The 23,264-nt window shown below is 66.4% G+C and carries 19 protein-coding genes and 1 pseudogene; 12 read left to right on the forward strand and 8 right to left on the reverse strand.

The annotated features are described in order from the left end of the window. Positions 1–56: 56 nt before the first annotated feature. Together AC1D2O_RS32080 and AC1D2O_RS32085 are read right to left on the reverse strand one after the other, a co-directional pair. Positions 57–1,457: a patatin-like phospholipase family protein gene (locus AC1D2O_RS32080; RefSeq protein WP_478158505.1), complete on the reverse strand. Its 1,401-nt coding sequence runs from the start codon at positions 1,455–1,457 to the stop codon at positions 57–59. A gap of 35 nt (positions 1,458–1,492) precedes the next feature. Next, a complete protein-coding gene (locus tag AC1D2O_RS32085) occupies positions 1,493–2,080 on the reverse strand; it encodes a hypothetical protein (protein ID WP_478158506.1) in 588 nt (195 codons plus the stop codon). A 261-nt stretch (positions 2,081–2,341) separates the two neighbouring features. Between AC1D2O_RS32085 and AC1D2O_RS32090 the strand changes: the two genes are divergently transcribed. Genes AC1D2O_RS32090 through AC1D2O_RS32115 form a run of 6 tightly spaced genes read left to right on the forward strand, consistent with a single transcriptional unit; the run spans position 2,342 to position 8,278 of the window. Further along, positions 2,342–4,141: a di-heme-cytochrome C peroxidase gene (locus tag AC1D2O_RS32090; RefSeq protein ID WP_478086531.1), complete on the forward strand. Its 1,800-nt coding sequence runs from the start codon at positions 2,342–2,344 to the stop codon at positions 4,139–4,141. 14 nt (positions 4,142–4,155) lie between these two features. After that, on the forward strand, positions 4,156–5,661 hold the full coding sequence (locus AC1D2O_RS32095) for a DUF4331 family protein (protein WP_478086530.1): 1,506 nt from the start codon (positions 4,156–4,158) through the stop codon (positions 5,659–5,661). Continuing rightward, complete coding sequence (locus tag AC1D2O_RS32100) at positions 5,658–6,818, forward strand: tetratricopeptide repeat protein (RefSeq protein ID WP_478086528.1); 1,161 nt, start codon at positions 5,658–5,660, stop codon at positions 6,816–6,818. The genes AC1D2O_RS32095 and AC1D2O_RS32100 overlap by 4 nt, the downstream gene beginning before the upstream one ends. Then, positions 6,808–7,089, forward strand: coding sequence for a hypothetical protein (locus AC1D2O_RS32105; protein WP_478086526.1), 282 nt, complete (start codon positions 6,808–6,810; stop codon positions 7,087–7,089). The genes AC1D2O_RS32100 and AC1D2O_RS32105 overlap by 11 nt, the downstream gene beginning before the upstream one ends. Before the next feature lie 54 nt (positions 7,090–7,143). Continuing rightward, positions 7,144–7,746 carry a HupE/UreJ family protein gene (locus tag AC1D2O_RS32110; RefSeq protein ID WP_478086525.1) on the forward strand — a complete coding sequence of 201 codons (603 nt, stop codon included), beginning with the start codon at positions 7,144–7,146 and terminating at the stop codon, positions 7,744–7,746. A 49-nt stretch (positions 7,747–7,795) separates the two neighbouring features. After that, complete coding sequence (locus AC1D2O_RS32115) at positions 7,796–8,278, forward strand: SRPBCC family protein (protein ID WP_478086524.1); 483 nt, start codon at positions 7,796–7,798, stop codon at positions 8,276–8,278. Between the two features lie 177 nt (positions 8,279–8,455). Here the strand turns inward: AC1D2O_RS32115 and AC1D2O_RS32120 are convergent, their stop codons facing one another. Next, entirely contained in the window at positions 8,456–9,193 is a 738-nt protein-coding gene (locus AC1D2O_RS32120) for a transporter (protein ID WP_478086522.1), read from the reverse strand. Positions 9,194–9,587: 394 nt separating this feature from the next. On the opposite strand from AC1D2O_RS32120, the gene AC1D2O_RS32125 reads away from it, so the two are divergent. The 5 genes and pseudogenes from AC1D2O_RS32125 (at position 9,588) to AC1D2O_RS32145 (ending at position 17,522) form a co-directional block, all read left to right on the forward strand. Further along, positions 9,588–11,417, forward strand: a complete 1,830-nt coding sequence (locus AC1D2O_RS32125; RefSeq protein ID WP_478086520.1) for a sensor histidine kinase — start codon at positions 9,588–9,590, stop codon at positions 11,415–11,417. A gap of 359 nt (positions 11,418–11,776) precedes the next feature. Further along, complete coding sequence (locus tag AC1D2O_RS32130) at positions 11,777–12,085, forward strand: hypothetical protein (protein WP_478086519.1); 309 nt, start codon at positions 11,777–11,779, stop codon at positions 12,083–12,085. Beyond that, positions 12,082–16,785 (forward strand): autotransporter outer membrane beta-barrel domain-containing protein, encoded by a 4,704-nt coding sequence (locus AC1D2O_RS32135; protein WP_478158507.1) that lies wholly within the window; start codon positions 12,082–12,084, stop codon positions 16,783–16,785. Before AC1D2O_RS32130 ends, AC1D2O_RS32135 begins: the two co-directional genes overlap by 4 nt. 366 nt (positions 16,786–17,151) lie before the next feature. After that, a pseudogene (locus AC1D2O_RS32140) lies at positions 17,152–17,343 on the forward strand (IS1096 element passenger TnpR family protein); the annotation flags it as partial. Further along, a complete protein-coding gene (locus tag AC1D2O_RS32145; protein ID WP_478086534.1) occupies positions 17,301–17,522 on the forward strand; it encodes an IS1096 element passenger TnpR family protein in 222 nt (73 codons plus the stop codon). The pseudogene AC1D2O_RS32140 and the gene AC1D2O_RS32145, both read left to right, overlap by 43 nt. Positions 17,523–18,028: 506 nt before the next feature. Here AC1D2O_RS32145 and AC1D2O_RS32150 read toward each other — a convergent pair. From AC1D2O_RS32150 to AC1D2O_RS32165, 4 genes are all read right to left on the reverse strand, one after another. Next, a complete protein-coding gene (locus AC1D2O_RS32150; RefSeq protein WP_478086517.1) occupies positions 18,029–18,799 on the reverse strand; it encodes an esterase/lipase family protein in 771 nt (256 codons plus the stop codon). Positions 18,800–18,874: 75 nt separating this feature from the next. Further along, on the reverse strand, positions 18,875–19,507 hold the full coding sequence (locus tag AC1D2O_RS32155) for a TetR/AcrR family transcriptional regulator (RefSeq protein WP_478086515.1): 633 nt from the start codon (positions 19,505–19,507) through the stop codon (positions 18,875–18,877). Positions 19,508–19,536: 29 nt separating this feature from the next. After that, on the reverse strand, positions 19,537–19,953 hold the full coding sequence (locus AC1D2O_RS32160; protein ID WP_478086513.1) for a phasin family protein: 417 nt from the start codon (positions 19,951–19,953) through the stop codon (positions 19,537–19,539). A gap of 138 nt (positions 19,954–20,091) precedes the next feature. Then, entirely contained in the window at positions 20,092–20,640 is a 549-nt protein-coding gene (locus tag AC1D2O_RS32165) for a hypothetical protein (protein WP_478086512.1), read from the reverse strand. Between the two features lie 352 nt (positions 20,641–20,992). Here AC1D2O_RS32165 and AC1D2O_RS32170 point away from each other — a divergent pair, with 352 nt between their 5' ends. Continuing rightward, positions 20,993–21,775, forward strand: coding sequence for a serine aminopeptidase domain-containing protein (locus AC1D2O_RS32170; protein ID WP_478086511.1), 783 nt, complete (start codon positions 20,993–20,995; stop codon positions 21,773–21,775). Positions 21,776–21,792: 17 nt separating this feature from the next. Here the strand turns inward: AC1D2O_RS32170 and AC1D2O_RS32175 are convergent, their stop codons facing one another. After that, entirely contained in the window at positions 21,793–23,256 is a 1,464-nt protein-coding gene (locus tag AC1D2O_RS32175) for a coniferyl aldehyde dehydrogenase (RefSeq protein ID WP_478086510.1), read from the reverse strand. Positions 23,257–23,264 lie beyond the last annotated feature (8 nt).

Below are 23,264 nucleotides of genomic sequence, written 5' to 3' on the forward strand. Positions count from 1 at the left end.
CGACAGTCGGCGGGTCGGGCCCGTCATCGATTCGCCGCCATCGCGTTTGCAGTGCTTCAGGGCGCGGCGGTCGCAGGCCCGGCGGCATCGGCCTGCGCTCGCAGCCCGGTCAGCAGGCGCTGATAGTCCGGGTTGTTGCGCAGTAGCTCCCGGCCGGTGGCAATCAACTGCGCCACCTGCTCCTTGTCCAGAACAAAGCTGGTCGGGATCTCGTTCAGGAATCGGCGCAGCGGCAGGTCGGGAACGTCCTCGAAGCTGAGCCGGATGAAGTACGAGTTCACGGGCCGTCCGGGCGTCGACAGCTCGCGGGTCCAGCGGTCGAGACTCTGCTGGGTCTGCTGAAGCGTCGCCACGTTGTAGCGATGTAACTGCACATCGGTGACGGCGTTCATCGTCTGCTCGAAGGTCGGCGCCCGGTTGCTCTCGCCGATGCCCGCGGGCGCGTCGGCGGCGGCATTGACCGAGACGATGGCGATGCGACGCGGCACCGCGATGTCGAGCTTGCTGACGTATTTCTCGGCACCCCCGGTCAGTTCGACGGCGTCCAGCAGTGCGCGAAGGCCCAGGTTGTCGGTGATCCCGCCATCGACGAACTGGGCGTACTTGTGCGTGACCTTGTTCTGGTAGGCGAGGTCATCCTGCACCACCATGCTCAAGTAGGCATCGTCGCTGTCTCGCTTCTTCGCGGCCGCAAGCCAGCGAGGCATGGCGCTGGCGCAGCCACTGTAGTTCTCTGCCACCACGGGCCCGAACAGCACCGGCACGGCGCTCGATGCGGTGACGGCGCGCGCCAGCGGGAAACTGCCCAGGTCCGAGCACAGCAGGTCGAAGTACTCCTGCACGAACGAGAATCGCCCGCCGGTGCTCAGGTCGGAGCTGTTGATCAGGATCAGCGGCGCATCGCGCTTTGCCAGGTCGCCGAAGGTGGCATCGCCGAACAAGGACTGCTGGTAGTAGGAAACAGCCATCTCGGTACGGCCGTGGCTGCTGAACCAGCGCGTGGGATCCAGCAGGCCTCGCAGCAGGGCGCCCTGGACATCGCTGCGAAGGAATCGCTCCTCGTAGTCGGCGAAGATGCGATCGCCGTAGAGGCCGTAGTAGGCTGAGGTGAAGCTGCCTCCGGACACCGAGCTGATGACGTTGATCGCCTCCAGCAGGCTCGTGTCCCGGCCATCGATGTGCACGCGGGTGTCGCGCAGCTCCTGCATGACCCCAAAGGACAGCGCGGCAGCGCGTGTGCCGCCTCCCGAGAAGGCGACGGCCAGGGTGAGCTCGTCGGAATGTCGATGCGGGTTCCTGGCGAACTCGCCGAGCGAATAGACGGGCCCATGGCGGCCCGGATCCAGGCGCACGTTCTCGACCACGCCGTAGGTGGTGCAGGCGCCGAGCGCCAAGGCCATGCCCGGCAGTAGCCACAGCAGGCTTCGGCGCGAGAAGACAACCGACAAAGCCGCCATGCCGCTCGCCGAAGAACTGGCTACGCGAATTGCAGCTAGCCCTTGCGCACCACCGAAGTGGCGATGGCCTGCGTGATGGTCATCTTCATCTGATCGCCGACCTTGACGCCGTTGAGCATGGCCGGGTCCTTCAGCTTCACTTCGGTGAAGTGACCGAACGGACCCCGGACCATCACGGTGCCCTTGGCCTGGTCGATCGCCCAGATGTTCGACACCATCGTCGTCTGCTTCATCGCCGCCCCGCCGGGGAGCTGTCCGACCTGGGCGCGGTCGACGGCTGTCGTCGACGTGGCCATGCGGATGCCGTTGCCCGTCTGGAAGTCCAGCGCCACCGACTGAATGTAGGTCGCATCGACCATGTCGCCGACCTTCACCTGCGCCAGGTTCTTGACCCGCGGGTCGACCATCACCGCGAACTCATTGCCCTCCGGACCCTTGAGGGTCACGATGCGGTTCTTCGCGTCGATCGCCGTCACCAGCGCGGAGATCGAAACCTCTTTCAACATGTCCCGGACATCCAGCACCTTCGGTGAGGCCGAAGGCGTGCTCGGCTGCGCCATGGCCGGCGCACTGAATGCCAGCGCCGAAGCCAGGGCGAGAACTGTGTAGTGGGCTGCTTTCATTTTTAGATTTTCCTTTTTGTGTCCGGATAGACGGACCGCTCGCGGTACCCATGCCAGATCAGATGACCTGATATCGCGGTGATCGCTCGCACCCCGCCCTACCGATTTTCCCGATTGCCGTGCGGCCCGCAATCCGGACGGCCACGCAGAAATACGTACGTGGCCCTAGGTGGGCACCGGGATAGGCCATCAGGTTCGCTTGACGTAAAAACGGCCAGCGCGTCGAACTACACGATGACTTATTCGATCCCAGGGACTTCCATGCAGCTTTCCATTCGGCCCCGCGGGGCCAGGACCTTCGCCTTCTCATCCATCGCCGCCCTGCTGCTCGGCGTGGCACCCATGGAGCAGTCCGCAGCGCAGCCTGCAGCGACTGCGCCGGGACCCGTCGTCTTCCTCGACCAGGGCTGGACGCCGGCCGAACGGGCCTGGTACTACCAGGTCTCTCAGGGCTCGGCCGTGTTGTCCTACGACCTGTTCCTGAACCTCGAGCAGGCCGGCAGCCAGGAACTGTTCCGCTCCGACGCCAACAGCGACCGCTTCGGCCTGATCACCCAACCGGCCGATCCGCAGAACAATCCCGATGCACTGCCGATCGGGCTGAGCAAGACGATCGTCAAGAGGAAGGGCAGCAGCGTGGAAGACGTGCAGCTCGGCCTGACTTGCGCCGCGTGCCACAACGCCCAACTCAACTACCAGGGCAAGCGCATCCGTATCGATGGCGGCGTCGCCAATACCTTCGACATGTTGGGCTACGTGACCGCCCTCGACGATGCGATGCAGGCCACGCTGGCGGACAAGCAGAAGTTCGATCGCCTGGCGGTCAAGCTCGGCGCGATGAGTGCGGACGCGAAGAGCGAACTGGGCAAGCGCTTCGAGCGCGAAGCCGCCCCGATTCGCGACTACCGCACGCGCACGCTCGCGACGCCGACCCTCTGGGGGCCGTCGCGGATCGACGCCATCTCCGCCATCGTCAACCGGCTGCTGGCGATCGAGACCAACATCCCGCAGAATTCGTCCACCCCGCTCGCGCCGACCAAGCCGCCCTTCCTGTGGAACGCGCCGCACGGTTCGTGGACCCAGTGGCGGGCCTCGCAGCAGGACCCGATCAATCGCAACCTCGTCGAATCGATGGGCGTCTACCTGCCGATGAACCTGCACGCCAAGTCGCCAGAGGAAGGGCTCTTCGATTCGAATGCACAGCTGCTCAACCTGCAGCAGATCGAGAACCAGTTGACGCGGCTCGCGCCGCCCAAGTGGCCGGAAGAGGTCTTCGGCCGGATCGACCGCCAGAAGGCCGCCGTCGGCAAGGCGCTGTTCTCGAACCATTGCGCGAGTTGCCACAACGCCTGGCCCTACACGTGGACGCCGCCGAACAAGTATGGCAAGCGCTTCCTGGAGGTCGGCGTGGTGCCGCAGAAGTACGTCGGCACGGACCCGGGCCAGTTCGACAACCTGCGGCCCTACGCCATCACGGGCAACCTCGCGCCCTACCTTCCTGGACCCTTCAAGGACAAGGAAGTCATCCCGACGGGCGCCCTGTACTTGATCACGCAAAAGCTGGTTCTGGACAAGGCACTGTCCGAGCTGAAACTGGATGAACAGCAAACCGCCAACCTCCACGGCTACCGCGAGTTGCCGGCGCCCCGCCAGACGGAAGACGCGTACAAGGCGGCGCCGCGCGACGGCGTGTGGGCCACGCCGCCGTTCATGCACAACGGCTCGGTGCCCAATCTCTACGAAATGCTGATCCCGGCCAAGGAGCGCACCAAGAAGTTCTATGTCGGTCGCGAATTCGACCCCGTCAAGGTGGGCCTGGACACCAGCGGCAAGAGCGGCACCTTCCTGCTCGACACCTCGCTGAGAGGCAATTCGAACAGCGGCCATTCATTCGAGAACGGGCCGCGCGGCAATGGCGTCGTCGGTCCGCTGCTTACGGAAGCGCAGCGTTGGGCGCTGGTCGAATACCTGAAGTCGATTCCGGAAGAACCTGGACGGGCTACGCCCTTCGGCGGCCCGCCGAATGCGGTCACGGGGACCAGCAAATGGTCTCGCCACTAAGCGAAGGCTGAACCATGTCCGACCACGTCGATGGCCCGCGCCAGATCGGTGACCCCTCGGCCGACCTGACCGATCTTTTTGCCTTCACCAGCCCGGCGGACCCGAACCGCACCGTGCTGGCGGCGAACGTGTTCCCCTCCGCCGGCACGCAGGCGATGTTCTCGAACGCCATCGACCACGCCATCGTCGTGCGCCGGCTGACGATCGCTGGCACGGGCGAGCAGACCAAGTTCAGATCGAGCGATCCGGAGCTTCGATTCACTTTCCGCTTCGACGTGCTGGAGCGCGCCGCGGAAGGCAAGAGGCCGGTGCAACGCGGCACCTGCACGCTGCCCGGCGGCCAGACGATCCGCTTCGTCGTCGACGACGAGAAGGGATCGACCTCGGCCGACGGCACCTACCGCGTGTTCGCCGGGCTGCGCTCCGACCCCTTCTACCTGGCCTGGATCGTGGCCGAGATGAAGAAGTTTCCCAACTTGCTTCAGCACGACAACGTGTTGAGTTTCCTGATCGAGTTCGACACGCGCCGCGTGCTGGATCCGGCCAAGGGTTCCCTCTTCGGCGTCGTCGCCGAGACCATCCCGATACCGAAGCCCGGTGGCTTCATCGGCCACGAGCCGCCGCGCATCGACTGGGTCGGCCGCCCCGAGCAGACCAACATGCGGCTGAACAACAACGGGATGACTGGAACCGACGACCTGCGCGACCTGTGGAACCAGCAGACGCCCTTCGCGATCTCGGAGGAGTTCATGCCCCTGTTCCGCAAGCGCATGGTCGACAGCCTGAAGAACTGGGACCTGCGCGACGGCAAGGCCGACTGGACGCCGGCGGCGCTGGCCGCCAACGCCAACATGTTCCTCGACGACTTCATGGTCATCGATGTCGCGAAACCCACCTCGGACACCAGCCACCTGGAGATCGAGAAAAGCACGCTCGCGGGCCGTCCGCATCAAACGGGCGGGGGCCGCACGGTCGACGCGAACGTCATCGACATCCTGCTCACCTGGATGGTGAACCACGACCGGGAGTTCCTGCAGGGCGGCTCGACCGGTGCGACCAAGCCGGGCACATCGACCTTCCCCTACCTGGCCTCGCCGAACGCGGAACTCCAGAACTTGGCCTTCTCCGTCGATCTCGCCGCGCCGCCCGAGCAGGTCTGGGCCCTCATCGGCGGCTTCGGCGGTCACTGGCATCCACTGATCGCGAGCATCCGATTGACCGGCACCGGGGTCGGTCAACTGCGCACGATCGAGACCATCGACGGCAAGCAGATCATCGAACGGCTCGACGCGATCGACAACGCGCAACGAAGCTACCGCTACACCTCGATCGCCGGTATCCCGGCCACGGACTACACCGGCATGCTGGACGTCAAGCCCAAGGGCAACGGCAGCTCGGTCGAGTGGCGGGTGCAGTACATGCCCGGCGGCCAGCCCGACATCATCGTGAAGACCATCAGCTCGACGCTCCTGAAGGCCGGCCTCGAAAGCCTGAAGCCGCGCTTCGGGGTCCCCAAATGATCGCCGAACCCGATCTCGCGACCGGTCCCGTGCAGGCCACCGACGGCATCATCGCCGCCATCAACCTGCGAAGCACGCTCGCGCAATCATGGAACCGCTTCTGGCACGCGCCGCTGCGGGCGGGCATCGCCGAGGGCCTCCTCGAGCAGGAACAGCTCAACGCGCAGTTCCTGGGTGATCTGGAAGCCTATGACCGGCTGGAGCAGTTGGCAGGTCACCTGATGCGGCGGGATCCGGACTCCGCACGCACGGCGCTCATCGAGGCCCAGGTCGCAGCATCGACCCATCGCTTCGCCCATGCGAGGGAATGCCTCGCACGAGCCACGCAGCGAGGCTGTCCCGCGCTCGACGCGGAGCGGCTCGCGATGAGCATCGACCAGGCCTGCGGCACATCGCTGGAAGCGCTGCTGCAACAGAGGCTGCGCCTCGCCGAGCGCCCGGGACGTCTGGAGGACTGGGTGCCGCTGGGCTCCCTGCTGGCCGACCTGGGCGAATTCGACGCCGCAGAGCGCGCCTACTGCCGCGCGCTGGGCGCCTACCGCGATGTCTCGCCATTTGCGGTCGCATGGGTCTGCTTCCAGTTGGGTGTGCTGTGGGGTGAACGCGCACCACAGGCCCAAACGGAGCGCGCGGCCCGTTGGTACGCCAAAGCAATCGACTACCTGCCCGGCTACGTCAAGGCACGCGTGCACCTTTGCGAGATCCACCTGGCCGAAAACCGCGGCGCTCAGGCTCGCGCGTTGCTGGTTCCGGCGCTCGAGAGCGGCGACCCGGAAGTCAGCTGGCGTCTTTCCGACGTGGCGCTCGCGCTGGGCCGGTCGGCCGAAGCGCAGGCGCTGACGGAGGCCGCCCGCAGCGGCTTCGAGCGCCTGCTGGCCAGGCATCCGCTCGCCTTCGCGGACCACGCGGCGGAGTTCTATGCCGGCAGCGGCGACGATGCGCGCCGGGCGTTCGAACTGACCCGCGTCGACCTCGCGAACCGTCCGACGCTGCGGGCCTTCGAGTCGGCCCATGAGGCGGCGATACGGGCCGGCGAGGCACTGGAAGCCGCAGACATCCTGGCTGCGGCCCGCCAGCGCTGGGGAGCGACGCCCGCCTTCAGGCAGTCGCCGCTGGCCGCCCTGCCGCTACACCCGGAGACCGGCCATGCCGATTGACCGCAGGACCTTCGTGCTCGGCAGCGGCATCGCTGCCGCCGGGGGCGCGCTCGCATCTCTGGGTGCGGTCGCTGCCGTCGACCGGATGGCCGGGCCGCTGCCGGCCGCTGCGGCAACTCCGATGCGCGACGTCGCCGCCGGTCCTTCGTTCGAACTGCGGATCCTGGGATGGGATGCCAGCGACGACCGTATGGCCCTGGCGTCGCCGCCGGCCGGCGACGCCACCGGCTGGATCGCGATCGATTCGCAATGGCGGGGCGCGTGGCGCTGAGCCAACCCGACAAACCCGCTGCCTCGACGTACCCGTTCACTCCAGGGACCTGACATGAAACTTGTTCGCCATCCGACCCGGACCGCTCTCCTGCTCTTCGCCGCCCTGCCCCTCTCGGCACTCGCCCACACCGGCGTCGACCATGGTCTTCACCATGGCCTCATGGCGGGATTCCTGCATCCACTGACAGGCGCGGATCACCTGGTCGCGATGGTGGCGGTCGGGCTCTGGAGCGCCCTCGCGGCACGCCGCTGGCCGGATCTGCTGGCGGCCCCTGCGGCCTTTGCGCTGATGCTGCTGGCCGGAGCGCTCCTTGGCATGGCCGGCGTTCGCCTTCCCGCCGTGGAGTCGTCGATCGCGGTCTCGCTGCTGGTGCTCGGCCTGCTGGTCATGACGCAACGCCGGCTGCCTGCGCCGATGGCGGGCTTGCTGGTGGGCTTGTTCGCGCTCTTTCACGGCCACGCGCATGGGCAGGAACTGGCGAGCGAGTCCGACGCGACACTGGCTCTCGCGGGCATGCTGGCGGCATCGCTCCTGCTGCATGCCTCGGGCATCGCCTTGGGCGCCACGCTGCGCCGTGCGCAGCCCTGGTGGCCCCGGCTGGCCGGCCTCTTCGTCGTCGCCTTCGGTGCCACGATGCTCGGCGCCTGGGCCTGACGTCTCGCACGCTGCCCCCCCAAACACTGAACACTGACAAAGGATCGCCATGCACTTTCAATGTCGCCCGGTCGATGCGTCGTTCTTCGACACCGCGCCCATGCAATTCAAGAACGTCGTCGATCTCGATGCACCGGCATCCAAGGTCTTCGCCATCTTCGAAGACGGCGAGTCCTGGCCCCATTGGTTCCATGCCATCCACAAAGTGGTCTGGACCAGCGACAAGCCGTATGGCGTCGGCACCACCCGCACTGTCTCGCTGGCCGCCGCCACGCTCGACGAACACTTCTTCATCTGGGAGAAGGATCGCCGCATGGCGTTTTACGTGACCGGCTCCTCCATGCCGCTCACCCACGCGATGGCGGAGGACTACCAGCTCGAAGAGACCGAGCCCGGCAAGACCCGGTTCACCTACCGCGTTGCGATGGACCCGCATCTCACGATCAGCATGGGCGGGCCACTGTCGAAGATGTATTTCGAATCGATGTTCGAGAGCGCCTGCAAGAACTTGAAGACCTATGTCCAGCCGTGAGCGGGGGAACCCCGAATCGCACCATGCCTGGACTTCTCGACGGTCGCGGTGCCAGGGTTCAGGCCGACGGCGATGATCGCCGCCTCCGATCGCCAACCCTTGGCCGCCAGCAGCTTCGCGCGATCTTTTCGCCCCATGCTCGGGTGCGGAGCCGATCGGCCGCCACAACCTGCGTGACTATTTCGGGAACATGAACTGCGCTTGCACCCGTATCTGCCAGTTGGCGCCGTTGTCAGGCTTCACGGCGTTGTAGTACGCCGAGAGCTGCGTGTTCACCGGCAGCTTGCCGAGGTGGAAGATCTTCCCAATGCCGCCGCCGAGAGGCACCGTCCATCGCTGGCTGCTGTCGGCCTTCCAGTCGGCCGTGATGATCGGGGCGGTGGTGAGATAGAAGCCGCCGCTGAAGTTGTAGTTGATGAAGGGCTGGAGCAGGAAGTTGTTGTATGAGCCGCCCTGCCTGCTGCTGCTCACCGACCAGATGTTGTTGAACAGCGCGCCGTAAACCCACGGGCTGCCGTGGTCGAGATGCAGCACCACAGCCGACGGACCCAGGCCCCAATTCTTGTTGCCCAGCTCCGAACTGCTGTTGGTGGGCATCTGCACCACCGGGCCGGCGCCCCAGATCCATTTGCCGGGGTTGGCCGGCGAGAGAAAGGCGGTCATCACCACATCGCCGACGCCGCTGGTGCTGTCGATGCCCGGGCCCAGCGCCGGCATCGAGATGACCGGCAGGATCGTGCGCGTGATGATGTTCCAGTCCTTGTTGACCGAGATCGGGATCACCGGCTGGATGTTGAGGATGTTCTGCGTCCCCTTCTCCGGCCCGTAATTCAGGTTCGTGTTGTTCTGGAACGGAACGCTGATCAGGTTGCCGACCGGATTCTGGGCCAGCTTCGCGAGCTCTTCCGCGCTCATCTCCGCCTGTGCCTGCAGAGTCGCGCACGCTGCGACGGTCACGGCGACGCGTGATACCCAGGCTGAAGACCTGAACGACATCGAGGGCACCCTTAGTTTCGAGCAGGCCATTATGGACACCCGCTCTCGAGGTCGCCATCCCGGCGCCCACTCATGGGCACGTACGTGCACCCACCCCACCCCCATCAGCCTCGACGCTCCCGGACATACGCCGGAGTCTGGCCGGCCCACATTCGGGTGACTGCCACAATCCACGGTCGGCAAAATCGTGAGATGCGAGTTGCGGCATGTGGCCGTGCAGCCGGAGCACGCCTCTGCCCAAACCTGATGGCGCCGCATCGGTGGCTACACAAGCCCGGCGCCTGGACGACGGGATACTCTCTTCATACGCACCATGGAACATGAACCAGACCCGCACGCCGAGCTGACGGCGGACCGGCTGCGCTTCGAGCGCCTGTTGTCGGAACTTTCGGCGAGCTTCATCAACCTGGAGCCGCAGTACATCGACCGCGCCATCCAGGACAGCCTCCAGCGCATCGTCGGAACGCTGGAGATCGATCGCTGCACCCTTCACCGCCTCGACCCCTTGACCGGATGGATCGAGATCACGCATTCGTTCGCGGTCGAGGGCGTCGAGCCGGTCCCGAAAGCGTTGCCGTCGCGCTCCCTGTTTCCCTGGATCATGTCGAGGTCGCTGCGAAACCTGCCAACGGTGTTCGAGCGGCTCGACGACCTGCCACCCGAGGCGGACAGCGACAAGGAAGGTTTGATCGGCGTCGGGCTCAAGTCTCACGCGACGATACCGATCGTCGTCGCCGGCGATCTGCACGGCTCGCTGAGCTTCAGCTGCGTGCGGGCCGAACGCTCATGGCCCGACAGCCTGCTGGCACAGTTGAGGCTGCTGACCCAGGTATTCGGCAGCGCGCTGGCCCGCAAACAGGCCCAGGAGGCGCTTGACATCGCGATCGGATTTGAACGTTTGGCAAGCAGCATCCTGGCCTCTCTGGTGCTGGTCCAGCCAGGCATGGAAGGCAGCGCCATCGGATCCGGCCTGCAGCAGTTCGGTGAGTTCGTGGGGGCAGAGCAGGTCTCCCTCTGGGAGCATGTCGGCGTCGAAGCGCACTTCAGCCCCGCCCGGCGCTGGGATGCGCAGGGGGTCGATGCTCCGGCCCCCGCGGAAATGTCCGGCCTGCTGCCTTGGGTCAGTGCCCAGGTGGCGGCCGGCCAGGTCGTTCGCTTGCCGCGCCTTGCCGATCTGCCGCCCGTGGCATCGCAGGACCGGTTTGCGCTGGAGGCCGGAGGCGTTCGTTCGTTGATGGTCGTGCCGATCTCGGTGGCCGGGCGGATCGAGGGCGCGCTGTCGATCGCCAGCGTGGCACGCGAGCAACCGTGGCCCGAAGCGCTGACGCCCGGCATCGCCCTGCTGGCCGGCGTCTTCGCCAGCCTGCACGCGCACGAGACCGCCGAGCGGCGCAAGCTGGCGGCGGAGGTCGAGGCAGCGCATTGGCGTGAGCGGCTGGCCCATCTGGTTCGCGTCCATACGGCTGGCGAGATGTCGGTCGCCTTGGCCCACGAGATCACCCAGCCGCTGGGCGCGATCGAAAACTATGCGATGGCAGCGCGCCGCCGCGCCGAAACGGCGATGCCCGACTTGCCGAGGGTGGTCGAGCTCCTGGACAAGGTCATCGGCCAGGCGACCCGGGCCGGCGATGTCGTGACACGCATGCGAGGCATGGCGCAGCGCCATGATCTGGACCCGAAGCCGATCGACATCATGCGGGCGGTCGACGAATGCATCGGCATGGTCAAGACAGACTGCGATCTGCGCGACATCCACGTTCACTCGGCCCCAAGCGGAAGGCTGCCGGTCGTGACGGTCGACGAGATCCACCTGCAGCAGGTCGTCCTCAACCTGCTGCGCAACGCGATGGAAGCGATCGACCTGGCCGGGCCAGGTGCGCGACGGGACATCGCCGTTGGAGTGACGGTCAACGACCATGAGGAGATCGAAGTGGCGGTGCGCGACAGCGGTGCCGGCATCCCCGAGGGCGACCTCGAACGCATCTTCGAATCCTTCTATTCGACCAAGTCCAGCGGCCTGGGCGTCGGCCTGGCGATCGGTCGCAAGCTCATCGAGGCCCACGGCGGCAAGCTCTGGGCCTCGCACAATCCCGAAGGCGGCGCCCTGTTCCACTTCACCCTTCCCGTCGCCGCACCTGATTGACGCCTGATAGCCCGTTCGCGTTCAGCGCAAAAGGGGCCCCCCATTTATCCCTGGCTTTTGAACAATCGGTCACTGCAAGCGCGTACCCAAACGATTGCGTGGTTGAAGCGCAAGCGCGACCCGGTGGTCAGCATTCGATCGTCCGGGTGACCCGTACGGGTTGCAACCTCGGCAGTCAAAAAAACTCTCCTGACACCAACGTGACGATCCAGAGTGCACCGATGCATACCTTTGGCTGACGAGCACACCGCGATGCACAGCCGGATCCACGTACGTGATGCCGTGGCTGCCGGGATAGGTCGCTCGGCACGCCGGACTCACAATCCTTTCCAGGGGGCGAATGCGATCAGGAGGCCAACATGGAGCAACGACCTGGAATCACGTGGCTCGCGAGATTCCACGATGACCTTGCCTGGGACATCTTCACACTCGACTGCATTCTGGCGACCGCATTGGCGATGACGGTCGCAATTCTCGCGAGCCTCAGCGAGACATTCGCCGAACGACTGGTCGCCTTCGAGCGCTGGGTCTGGGCGCTGTTCGCCGTCCTGGCGACCGTCGCCGTGGCATGCCTGCTGCGCATCGTGGCGTCCGATCGACACGGACCTGCCGAGCTGAACGAAGAGGCCGAACCACTCGAGAGCCGCGAAGCTGGAGACGCTGCATGAACAGGACTTTCAGAAGCCTTTGGAACGCCGCATCGGGCACCTGGGTGGCGGCACCGGAGACCTCATCCCGCGGTCGGTGCACGGGTGGCAAACTGGCCGCGCTGGGCCTGGTGCTCGCTTGCGTCGCTTCTGCAGACGCGCAGACCTTGTACTGGGACACCAATGGCACCGCTGCGGGGCTGGGCGGCGCCGGCGTCTGGGACACGACCAACGCATACTGGAACACCAACTCGACGGGCACCGGCGGCACGGTGTCGGCATGGAACAACGGTAGTCTCAACAGCGCCGTCTTCGCCGGCACGGCTGGCGCGGTCACGCTCGGCATCCCCATCACCGCCGGCAACCTGACCTTCAACACCGCTGGCTACACGCTCAGCGGGTCGACCCTCACCCTTGGCGGGGGGACGCCGACCGTTACCACGACCGCTTCCGCAACCATCGGCTCCGTCATCGCCGGCACCACGGGCCTGATCAAGGCCGGCGCTGGCACCTTGACGCTCAGTGGTGCCAACACCTTCAGTGGCGGCATCACCGTCAATGCCGGCACGCTGAGCGTCAACGCCAACGCCGCCCTCGGCAACACCGCGAACGGCATCACCATGGCCGGTGGCACCGCGCTGAACCTCACCGGCTCGCTCGCCAACAGCCGGGTGGTCACCCTGACCAGCGGCAACGTCACCCTGAGCGGCGGGGCGACCGGGGCCCGCTTCACCGGCGCCGGCGGGCTCCTCGTGCAGTCGGGGGTCACCCTGAACAACAGCGCCAGCAACTACACCGGCCAGACCATTTTCAATGGGACTGGCACGGCCGCCGTCTCATTTTCGTTCGCCTCCATCGCCAACCTGGGCGTGGCCAGCGCCCTGGGCGCGCCGATCACGGCGGCCAACGGCACCGTTCTGGTGAACGCCTCCCAAGGCGGCACGACGGTGAACTACACCGGCAGTGGCGCCAGCAACTCCAACCGCAACTGGACGCTGCAGAACGCCATCAATGGGGGAAGCACTACGCTGCGCACTCAGGGCGCCGGTACCCTGACCCTGACCGGCGATATCCTGATGAGCGGCAACGGGCCGGTGGGCGGCACCTTCAACGCCGCTGGGGCCAACATGGCTTTGCTCGGCGTGATCAGCGAAGGCGGCGGCTTCGCGAAGAATGTGGCCTACACCGGTATCAGCACCGGCACGCAGACCATCACCCTCGGCGGCGCCAACACCTATACCGGCAACAACACCATCACGCGTGTGACGGTGCAGGCCCCGGTGCTCGCGGATGTGGGAACCGTCAGCTCCCTCGGCACCGGCTCAGGCGCCTCTAGCCCCTTCAACCTCATCAACTTCGGCGGCAGATTGAGCTATACCGGCGCGGGCGCCAGCAGCAACCGCGTCTGGAACATCAACAACGGCACCATCAGCAACGACGGCAGCGGTGCGTTGACGCTCAGCGGCACCATGGCGATCGCCTTTGGCACCGCCACGCTCGGCGGCAGTTTCAGCGGTGCAACCAACAGCGCATCCGGCGTCATCTCCGGCGCCGGCGGCTTGGTCGCCAACGGCGCAGGCACCTGGGTGCTCACCGGCAGCAACACCTATACGGGCGGCACGACAATCAGCGCGGGCACGCTGCAACTGGGCAACGGCGGCGCCACCGGCTCCATCGTTGGCGACGTCACCAACAACGCTGCCCTGGTCATCAACCGTTCGGACCCAGTCACCTTCGCTGGCGCAATCTCCGGCACAGGCGCCGTTACCAAGCTCGGCACCAACACGCTGACGCTGACCGCTGACAACACGTACAACGGCGCCACCACCATCGATGCGGGCACGTTGCAACTGGGCAATGGCGGCACCACCGGTGCTGTCGCGGGTGATATCAACAACAACGGCGCCCTGGTCCTCAACCGTTCGAACGCCGTCACCCTGGGCGGCGCCATCTCCGGCGCCGGGAGCCTCTCGCAGATCGGCAGCGGTGTCACCACGCTCAGCGGCAACAGCGCTGCTTTCTCTGGCAGCACCAGCGTGAGCAATGGCACCTTGCAGGTCAACGGCATCCTGGGCACCGCGGCCAGCACGCTCAATGTTTCCGGCGGCGGCACGCTCGGGGGCACCGGCACGATCGGCGGCAGCGTCTCGATCGCCGACGGCATCCTCGCGCCCGGCAACTCGCCCGGCACCCTGACCATCAACGGCAACCTGGCGCTCACCAACGCCTCGGTGCTCAACTACGAATTCGGGCAGGCCGGCGTCGTCGGCGGGCCGCTCAACGACCTGACCGTGGTGGGCGGCAACCTCGCGCTGGACGGCACGATCAACGTCACCGTCCCGCCGGGCGGCACCTATGGTCCCGGCCTTTCGCGAGTGATCAGCTACGGTGGCGCGCTCACCGACAACGGACTCATCCTCGGCACGCAGCCCGCCGGCAGCGTGAATCTGGTGCAGACTTCCATCCCCGGGCAGGTCAACCTGATCAACACGGCCGGCCTGACGCTGAACTTCTGGGACGGCGGCACCGCACCGCGCAACAATGCCGTAGTCAATGGCGGCGACGGCGTCTGGCAGGCCTCGGCCGGCAACGCCAACTGGACCGAATCCACCGGCGCCATCAACGCACCCTACACGAATGGCAGCTTCGCGATCTTTGCGGGATCGCCAGGCGCCGTCACGGTCGACAACAGCCTGGGCGCGGTGGTCTCAGGCGGCATGCAGTTCGCGACCGGCGGCTATGTGGTGCAAGGCCAGCCGATCACGCTGGCCGCCGGCAGCAACATCGTGCGCGTGGGTGACGGCACGGCGCCGGGCGCGGGCTACGTGGCCACCATCGCGTCGCAGTTGGCCGGCATCGGCGGTATCGACAAGACCGACCTGGGCACGCTGGTCCTGACGGGAGCCAACAGCTACACCGGCGGCACGACGATCAGCGCGGGCACCGTGCAGCTCGGCAACGGCGGCACGACCGGGTCCATCGTGGGGGACGTGATCGACAACGGCACGCTGGCCTTCCTTCGCTCCGACGACTTCACCTTCGGCAACGTCATCTCCGGCACCGGCTCGGTCACCAAGCTCGGCACCAACACGCTCAGCCTGACTGGTGCCAACAGCTACACGGGGGCCACCACCGTGGCCGCCGGCACCTTGCGCGCGGGCGCGGCCAATACCTTCAGCGCCGCTTCGGCCCACACGGTGGCGCAGGGCGCCACGCTCGACACGGCAGGCTTCAACCAGCGCGTCGCCGCATTGACCCACAGCGGCACGGTCAACCTGGCGAGTGGCGTGGCGGGCAGTACGCTCACGGTCACAGGGCCGTATGTGGGCAATGGCGGACTGCTAAGACTCGGCACCGCCCTGGCCGGCAGCGCCAGCGTGAGCGACAGGCTGGTTCTCGAGGGTCCCGCGGCCGTGGCGAACGGCAGCACCGGCGTGCAGGTCGTCAACCTCAGTGGCCTGGGTGCGCTGACCACGGGCAGCGGCATCGAGATCATCAGTGCGCTCAATGGCGCCACCACGACAGCGCAAACCACCAAGAGCGCTTTCAGCCTGGTGGGGGGTCATGTGGATGCAGGCGCGTTCGAATACCGGCTCCACGCTGCCGATGCGTTGGGCGCGGGCGAGAGTTGGTACCTGCGGTCGACGACGACAGTCGTTCCGCCTGTGATACCGCCAGCGGATCCGGCGGCGGGACTGCCATTGCCACCCTCGCTTCCTCCAGTCCAGGTGCCGACCTATCGGGCCGAAGTGCCGCTGGTGGCAGCCCTGCCGGCGCAGTTCAGGCAAGCCGATCTGGCGATGCTGGGCAACCTGCATCGGCGCATGGGCGATGAGGATCCCGCCGCCGGCCCTGGCTCCAGCGCCGGCACCGCTTCAGCCGCAACGGCCGCAGGCACGCGCCGGGCTTGGGGCCGCCTCGTGTATGCGGACCTCGACATCGATCAACCGGGCATTGCGCAGCCCCGTAGCGATGGACACGTGAGCGGCCTGCAGGTTGGCTCCGACCTGTTCGTCGCCCAAGACTGGAAGTCAGGACTCTATGTCGGCTATCTGGACGGTAGCGCCGATGTCGCCGGCAATGCGCGCGGGCTCACGGCGCGCGTGGGCAGTAATGACCTGCGCTCGCGCTTCCTCGGCGCATACGCGACCTGGATGGATGCCAGTGGCTGGTACGTGGACAGCGTGCTGCAGGGGGCGAGCCAGCGCTATGACGTCAAACCCGACATCAATCCCCGGGTCTCCGGCAAGGCCAGCAGCTTCACGGCTTCGATCGAAAGCGGAAAACCCTTTGCGGTCAACGAGCGCTGGAGCATCGAGCCGCAGGCGCAGCTCGCCTGGCAGCACAGCAGCTTCGACGACTTGTTCCTCGGCGGCGCGCGCGTGCAACAGGACGCGGACAGCGGCTGGATCGGTCGGCTCGGCGTGCGCATCAAGGGGGATCTCGCAGCGGGCGGCGGACGGCTGCAGCCCTATGGGCGCCTGAACCTGTACTACGCCAGCTTCGGCGACGACGCGGCCACCTTCATCGGACCGGCGGGAGCGACCGTCATCGCGAGCGGAGGCGGCTACAGCGCCGCCGAAGTGGCTGCCGGCGCGACCCTGGCGCTGACGGCAGCGACGAGCCTCTACGGGGAACTCGGCCATCTGTGGAGCATCGGCGGTGACGCCACCGTGAAATCCTCCGTGCAGGCTTCGCTCGGCATCAAGGTCCGCTGGTAGAGCCGTGCTGGCTGTGGAGGTCCTCGGCCCAGTGCCACCGGAGCGCGGTCCACGTCGAGGTGGCGATGGTGTTCCAACGCATCGACCCACATCGGGCTCAAGGCCTTCAGCTGCTTGCCGCAGGCTCGATCGGCGACCTCCCACAGCACCGTCAGCGCTTGCCGCACCGCCTCGGCAACAGACGATTGCGTGCCCGCGTTTCCTTCGCGGTGGCCTCTTCTTGCAACACCCGAACGGCGTGATTGCAGTGATAGCCGTTCAAGCCACGAACTCATCCAGGATCTTCGCCTTCTCCAGCGGTGGCGCACCGCTGTAGAGCGCTCACAGTGCGTAGGGATGTGCGCTGCAGCAGAGTAGGCTTCGGGCATGGAACCTGGGGCCGCTTCCGGGCAGCCGATCCTGCAACTTCGAGTGGTGCTGCGCCGCCACATCAGCCCGCTGATTTGGCGCCGACTGCTCGTGTGCCGCGACACGAACAGTGCGCATTTGCACCACATCCTGCAGGTGGCGTTCGGGTGGGAAGACCTGCACCTCCATCGCTTCGATATCCGTGGGCGCGAATACGGCGTCTTCAAGAACGGGGGCCTGCATTTCTCCACCGACGCCCGCGCGGTTCGATCGGCGACTTGCATCTGCGGCTCGGCGAACGATTCACCTATGAGTACGACCTGGGCGACAGCTGGATGCATGATCTGCGCATCGAAGCGACCCTACCGGTTGACCTCAGGCTGAGCTAGCCGCCGTGCACTGCAGGACACAGAGCCGCACCGCCGCCCGAGGACTGCGGCGGCGCGCAGGCGTTCATGACCGACCGATCCGTTCACGCCCTCATCGGCGAGCGCCAAGCGCGTGAGCTGCGGGAGGACCTCATCGATGACATGGACGATAGGAGGAATGGGACATCCTGAGCCGAAATCGCCCTGACCGCTTCGACCGGCGGCGAGCGGTACCTATGTGGCGAGCGTATTTCCACCAGATTCGTGGAGTCCGCCGTCAAACAGCCTGTGGCCAACATCGCCTCGCTGGGCGAGGATGCAGTTCAAGCGCCTGATAGCGCCTTCCCGGGCCGCGTCGACTAGGCGGCCTGCCCAGACCTGGCCGGACACGAGGCTTAAAGCCTGCGACGCGCCGATCATGATCGACGCGGTGTGCGCCGTGGTGCAACATCGTGGCCAAGAGGCAGCCGACTTTCATGCGAACGTCTTCGTCGGCAGGCGTGACACGGCACCAGCCGCACCGTAGTTCAGTGTGGACGCGCGGGATCGGGATAGATCAGCGGCCCGAACATTCCGCGATCGAAGGGCTTCCAGTGCCCTTCGGGCTGGGCCAGACGATCGGCCAATGCCAACAGCACCGCCGGATGCGCGCAAAGACCCAGGTGGCTCGCCACCACCTCGATGTTCTCCGATTGCGGCCCGGTTTCCTCGATGCTGCAGCGCCAAGCGACGACGCCGTCACTGCGGCTGAAGATCGACGTGGTCGGCACCGAAGGCCTCCGCTGCACGTGCTTCATGCGGCGCGGATCTTCCGAACTCAGGCCACTGACACCCTCATAGACGCGCCATGCATTCGTCGCGCGGGCGCTGCCGGTGAATGGGCTGCCCAGCGTGACCACGCTGCGCACGAGATCCGGCCAGCTCGACGCGAGCTGTCGCGCATAGACGCCGCCCAGGCTCCACCCGACGAGGCTGACCTTGCGGCCACTCTGGGCATGCAGCGATTCGAGCTTGCGCGCCATGCCCTCTTCCACGCCATCGCGCGGCCCGAGGTTTCGGCCCAGGCCCCACCCGTGCGCGTCGTAGCCGCGGCTGCGCAGATAGTGCCGCAGCAGCTTGGTGGAAAGGTCGCTCGCGATCAGCCCCGGCAGCACGAGCACCGGATGGCCGTCGCCGCGCGGCGCCAGTTGCAACAGCGGCCATAGCGCCACGGCGGCACCGACCTCCCAGAGGGCACGTCCTTCGGCGAGGAGCAGCAGCCGCGAAGGCGGCGCGATGGGTTCATGAGCCGCGGTCATCCTCGATGCTCCTTGTGTCGTTCATTTTGAATGGGCAGTCGCGATGCCACCAAGCCAATCGGCCGACAGCGCTATTCATCCGAGGTATTTGCCCCGCAGGTAATCGAGGTAAGCCCTCGATTCGCGCGAGACATACGGAGAAATCAGCGTCAGCGTGTAGAAAGCCGCAAACCCCGGGTCGGCTTGCCGCAAGGCATCGCGGCCCGGCACGAGGCGCTCGAACGACAGCCAGCAGGTCGTGGTAAAGACCATCTGCAGCGCCAGCATCTGCGCCTCCTCCGCGGTCGCCTCGATGACACCGGCGGCGACCAGCGTCTCGCACAGCGACTTGGCCGACAAAAGGTTTTGCGCCGTCAGCGCCTGGGCGCGCTGGCCCAGCGCGGGATATTCACTAGAGAGAAAGGCCATGTCGCGATAGACGAAGCGGTAGCCATCGATCGCCTCGAAGCGCAGATGGAGCGCCAGCCACAGGTCGTCGATCGCACGCACGTTGTCTGCCGATGCATTGAGCAGTTCGAGGCTTTCCTCGAAACGCCGGAAGAGCCGCTCGACGATGAGCTGCTTGGCCTTGAAGTGGTAGTGGAGGTTGCCGGGGCTGATGTCGAGCTCGGCGGCAATGCGGTGCGTCGACACCGCCGCGAGCCCCTGCGCATTGAACAGCGCAAGGCTGGTCTGCAGGATGCGTTCTCGCGTGTTGGAACTGGCCACGGGCTGAAGATCGCTCTGTCCGCCGGACCTCAGCGCTTGCGCCGACCGGCTTCAAGCCGCTCGACGCGGTCGAGCAGCAGTCGCATCTGCTCGCGCAGTTCCTGGAATTCCTGGGCGCTCGGCATGCCGAGGCGTGGAAGCGACGTGGCGACGCGTTGATCGAACACGTCCTCGAACTTGCGGATGCCGAAAGTCTCGAGGCCGGGAAAGCGCGGCGGGATGCTCTTGTCGCTCGCGGGATCGGTCTTGCCGAGGCCGAGGAAGCTTTCGATCACGTTGGACTGGTGCTTGACGACATCGTCGCGCACCGTGCCCAACGCCTTGAGGCCTGCGCGCAGGAGGCCTTTCGGGCCAGTCTGGTCGGCTTTATCGTTGGGTGGCGCGATCGTGGGCACAACCGCCCTGGCCGCGGGCTTCCTGCGCGCTGGGGCGTTCTTGGCGGGCACCGTCTTCTTGGGCGGTGGCGCCGCCTTCTTGGCCGGCGGCGCCGCCTTCTTCTTCACGCTGTCAGTTTCATCGCGGCGAGTCGCCATGCGTTGCTCCAGGGGACGTTACGGAAGAGAGGCGGTCGCCCGCCTCCGGAATCAGACCTTGTTGACTGCGCGGCTCGTGCGGGCACGACGCGTTGCGGGCTTGGCCTTCACGGTTTTTTCCTTGGCCACTGCATTGTCATTGCCGGACACGCGGCTTTCGATTTGCTTGGCGCCGGCGGCGACCGTGTCGGCGATCTTCACCGACACGTCAGCGATCGGCTGGTGCACGCTGTGGAAAGCGTTCATGGCCGAGGCACCCAGCGGCGCTTCGATGCGGGCGGCGATGCTGGCGATCGATTCGATGCCGTTGGTCGCGCCAGTGGCCACGCGATCCATCAGCGCGACGATGCTGCTGGTGTCGATGTCAAGACGGTTCGCGAGGAAACCGGTCACCTGCTCTTGCGCGCTCAGCAGGCGGGCCTTGTCATCGTCGCTCACCATCGGCAGTTCGCGAGCGTCCAGGAACGCGCTGTAGCGCGACGCGGCGCCGCCCAGCAGGCGATGCGCACCAGCGCGGTAGGCGCTGACGAGGGTCTTGCCTGCGTCGTTGTATTGGCCGACGACGTGGATGGCGGCGGTGGAGATGGATTGCGTGGACATGGTGGTTTCCTTGAAGTTGAGGGAACGCGCCATGGTTCTGGCGCGATGGGGTCATCTTCTTTGAAAAGCCCTAGGCCTTGAAAACTAGAACGGTTCGATAGTTAGTCCAATTGCCCCAATTTCGCGCCGGCACGACAGAGCCGTCCGATGCCATTGCATCGAGTGCATGGGTCGCGCCCTGAATATGCATTGGACTCCTTCCTCGTCCATCGGAATAATCGCGGCCAACAAGGCGCCATTGCGGCGCATTGCCTTCGAGGCCGCGCCACCCTCGCCCGCTGGCGCACCAGGCCGAGCCGTGCCGGCCGACCGATGCGCCGGCACCGCCGGCACCGCCGGCAGGAGATTGGATATGAAAGCAGTCATGCTGCGACCCGACCGTGCCCCCTCTGTCTTGCTGATGCTCGCCGAGTTCCGCGCCCTGTGGGAAGCCGGTGCCACGCTCGCCGTGTGGCCGCTGCTGAAACTGGCACCGCGCGGCGACGGCCATCCGGTCCTGGTGCTGCCCGGCCTGACATCCGGCGATTCGTCGACGCTCCTGTTGCGGCGCTACCTGAAGGCCCGCGGCTACGACGTGCACGGATGGGGCCAGGGTCGCAACCTCGGTCCGCGCGCCGGCGTCGAGGCGTCCATGGTCAGGAAGCTGAAGGAACTGCACGCGAAGGAAGGCCGCAAGGTGAGCCTGGTCGGCAAGAGCCTCGGCGGGGCGTATGCACGCTTTCTGGCCAACCGCCATCCCAAGCTCGTACGCGGCGTCGTGACGCTCGGCAGCCCCTTCAAGGGCAGCCCGCGCTCGACCCGTGCCTGGCGCGTCTATGAAGGCCTGAGCGGCCAGAGCGCCGAAGATGCGCCTCGCCTGAAGCTCGTGGCGCGCAAGCCGCCGGTGCCGACCACGTCGATCTTCAGCCGCAGCGACGGCATCGTGGCTTGGCGCTGCAGCCTGGAGACTACGGGGCCACGCGCCGAGAACATTGAAGTGCTCGGCAGCCACTTCGGCCTCGACACCCACCCCGCAGTGCTCTATGCGCTGGCCGACCGGCTCGCACAGCCCGAGGGCGAGTGGAAGCCGTTCCGGCGAGGGATGCTCGGCCCGCTGCTGTTTCCCAATCCGGCGCGTGGCACGAGCACCGCCTGAGGCCCAGCGACAGCCGCTCATTGCAACGGGACTTGGGTGGCGCGCTGCCCGAGCGAAGAATCGGCGAGCGACGGGTCGGCGTGCCCCAGGTAGAACTTGAACACCAGCCGCTGCACCAGGTTGCCGTATGGTGGATAGAAGAGGCTCATCGGGAACCAGCGCGCACGCTTGAAGGTGCCCTTGGCGTGCGACAGCTCGCGAAAGCCTTCCTCGCCATGGTAGGTGCCCATGCCCGAGTTGCCGGTGCCGCCGAAAGGCAGGTCGTGGTTGAAGGCATGCCACCCCCAGTCGTCGACGCACAGACCGCCGGAATGCGTGAGGTTCGTCAGGCGCTCAAGGTCCGCGTCCTTGCATCCGAACGCGTAGAGCGCCAAGGGCCGCGGCCTGGCCGAGATGTAGTCGATGGCTTGGTCGAGCGAGTCGTAGCCCACCACCGGGAGGATCGGCCCGAACAGTTCTTCGTTGGCGATGCGCATGTCGGCGCGCACGCCGGTGACGACATGCAGCGGAATGCGTCGCCCCGATCCGCTGTCGCCGCAGGCGACGACCTTGCCGCCCTTGGCGGTGGCTTCGGCCAGCAGATCGCGGATGCGCTGCGAATGCGGCTCGGAAGCCATGCTGGTGTAGTCGTGGTTGCCCTGCACCGTGGGGTACAGGCGCCGGAAGGATCGTTCCACCGCACCGGCGAAGGCATCGACCTGGTGGCGCGGCACCAGTGCGTAATCGGGCGCGAGGCAGACCTGGCCGCTGCTGAAGGCCTTGCCGTGCGCGACGCGTTCGGCCGCCATTTCCAGCGCGCTGTCGTTCGCCACGAGCGCGGGCGACTTGCCGCCCAGCTCCAGCGTCACCGGCGTCAGGTGTTGCGCGGCCGCCCGCATGATGTGGTGGCCCACCGCCGGCGAGCCGGTGAACACCAGATGGTTGAAGGGCAGGTGCGAAAACGCCTGGGCCTGCGCGACCTCGCCGCCGAAGACCGCGACCTCGTCCTCGGCAAAGGTCTCAGCCAGCATCTGCGCCAGCAGTTCGGTGGTGCGCGGAGACAACTCCGACATCTTGATCATCACGCGGTTGCCTGCGGCCAGCGCGGCGACCAGCGGCCCCAGCGACAGGTACAACGGGAAGTTCCACGGCGTGATCACGCCGACCACGCCCTTGGGCTGGTAGTTGACGAGCGCGCTGTTGCTCAGGAAGAGCAACTCGGTGGCGCGGCGCTGCGGCGCCATCCATTGGCGCAGGCGGTGCAGCGCATGGTTGATCTCGAGGATCGGCCCCAGCACCTCGATCAGCTTCGTCTCGGCCGGCGAACGACCGCCAAAGTCGGCGCTCACCGCCACGGCGATGCGATCCTGGTAGCGCCTGAGCAGGACCTTCAGGGCCTTCAGCTTGGCCTTGCGCTCGGAGAGGGTGGGATACGGCTTCGCGAGAAACGCCAGGCGTTGCTGCTCGAACGTGTCTTGCATGTGCCGAACGATGGTGTCCATGGGGTTGC

The sequence above is a fragment of the Variovorax sp. P1_G12 genome, from assembly GCF_056405555.1.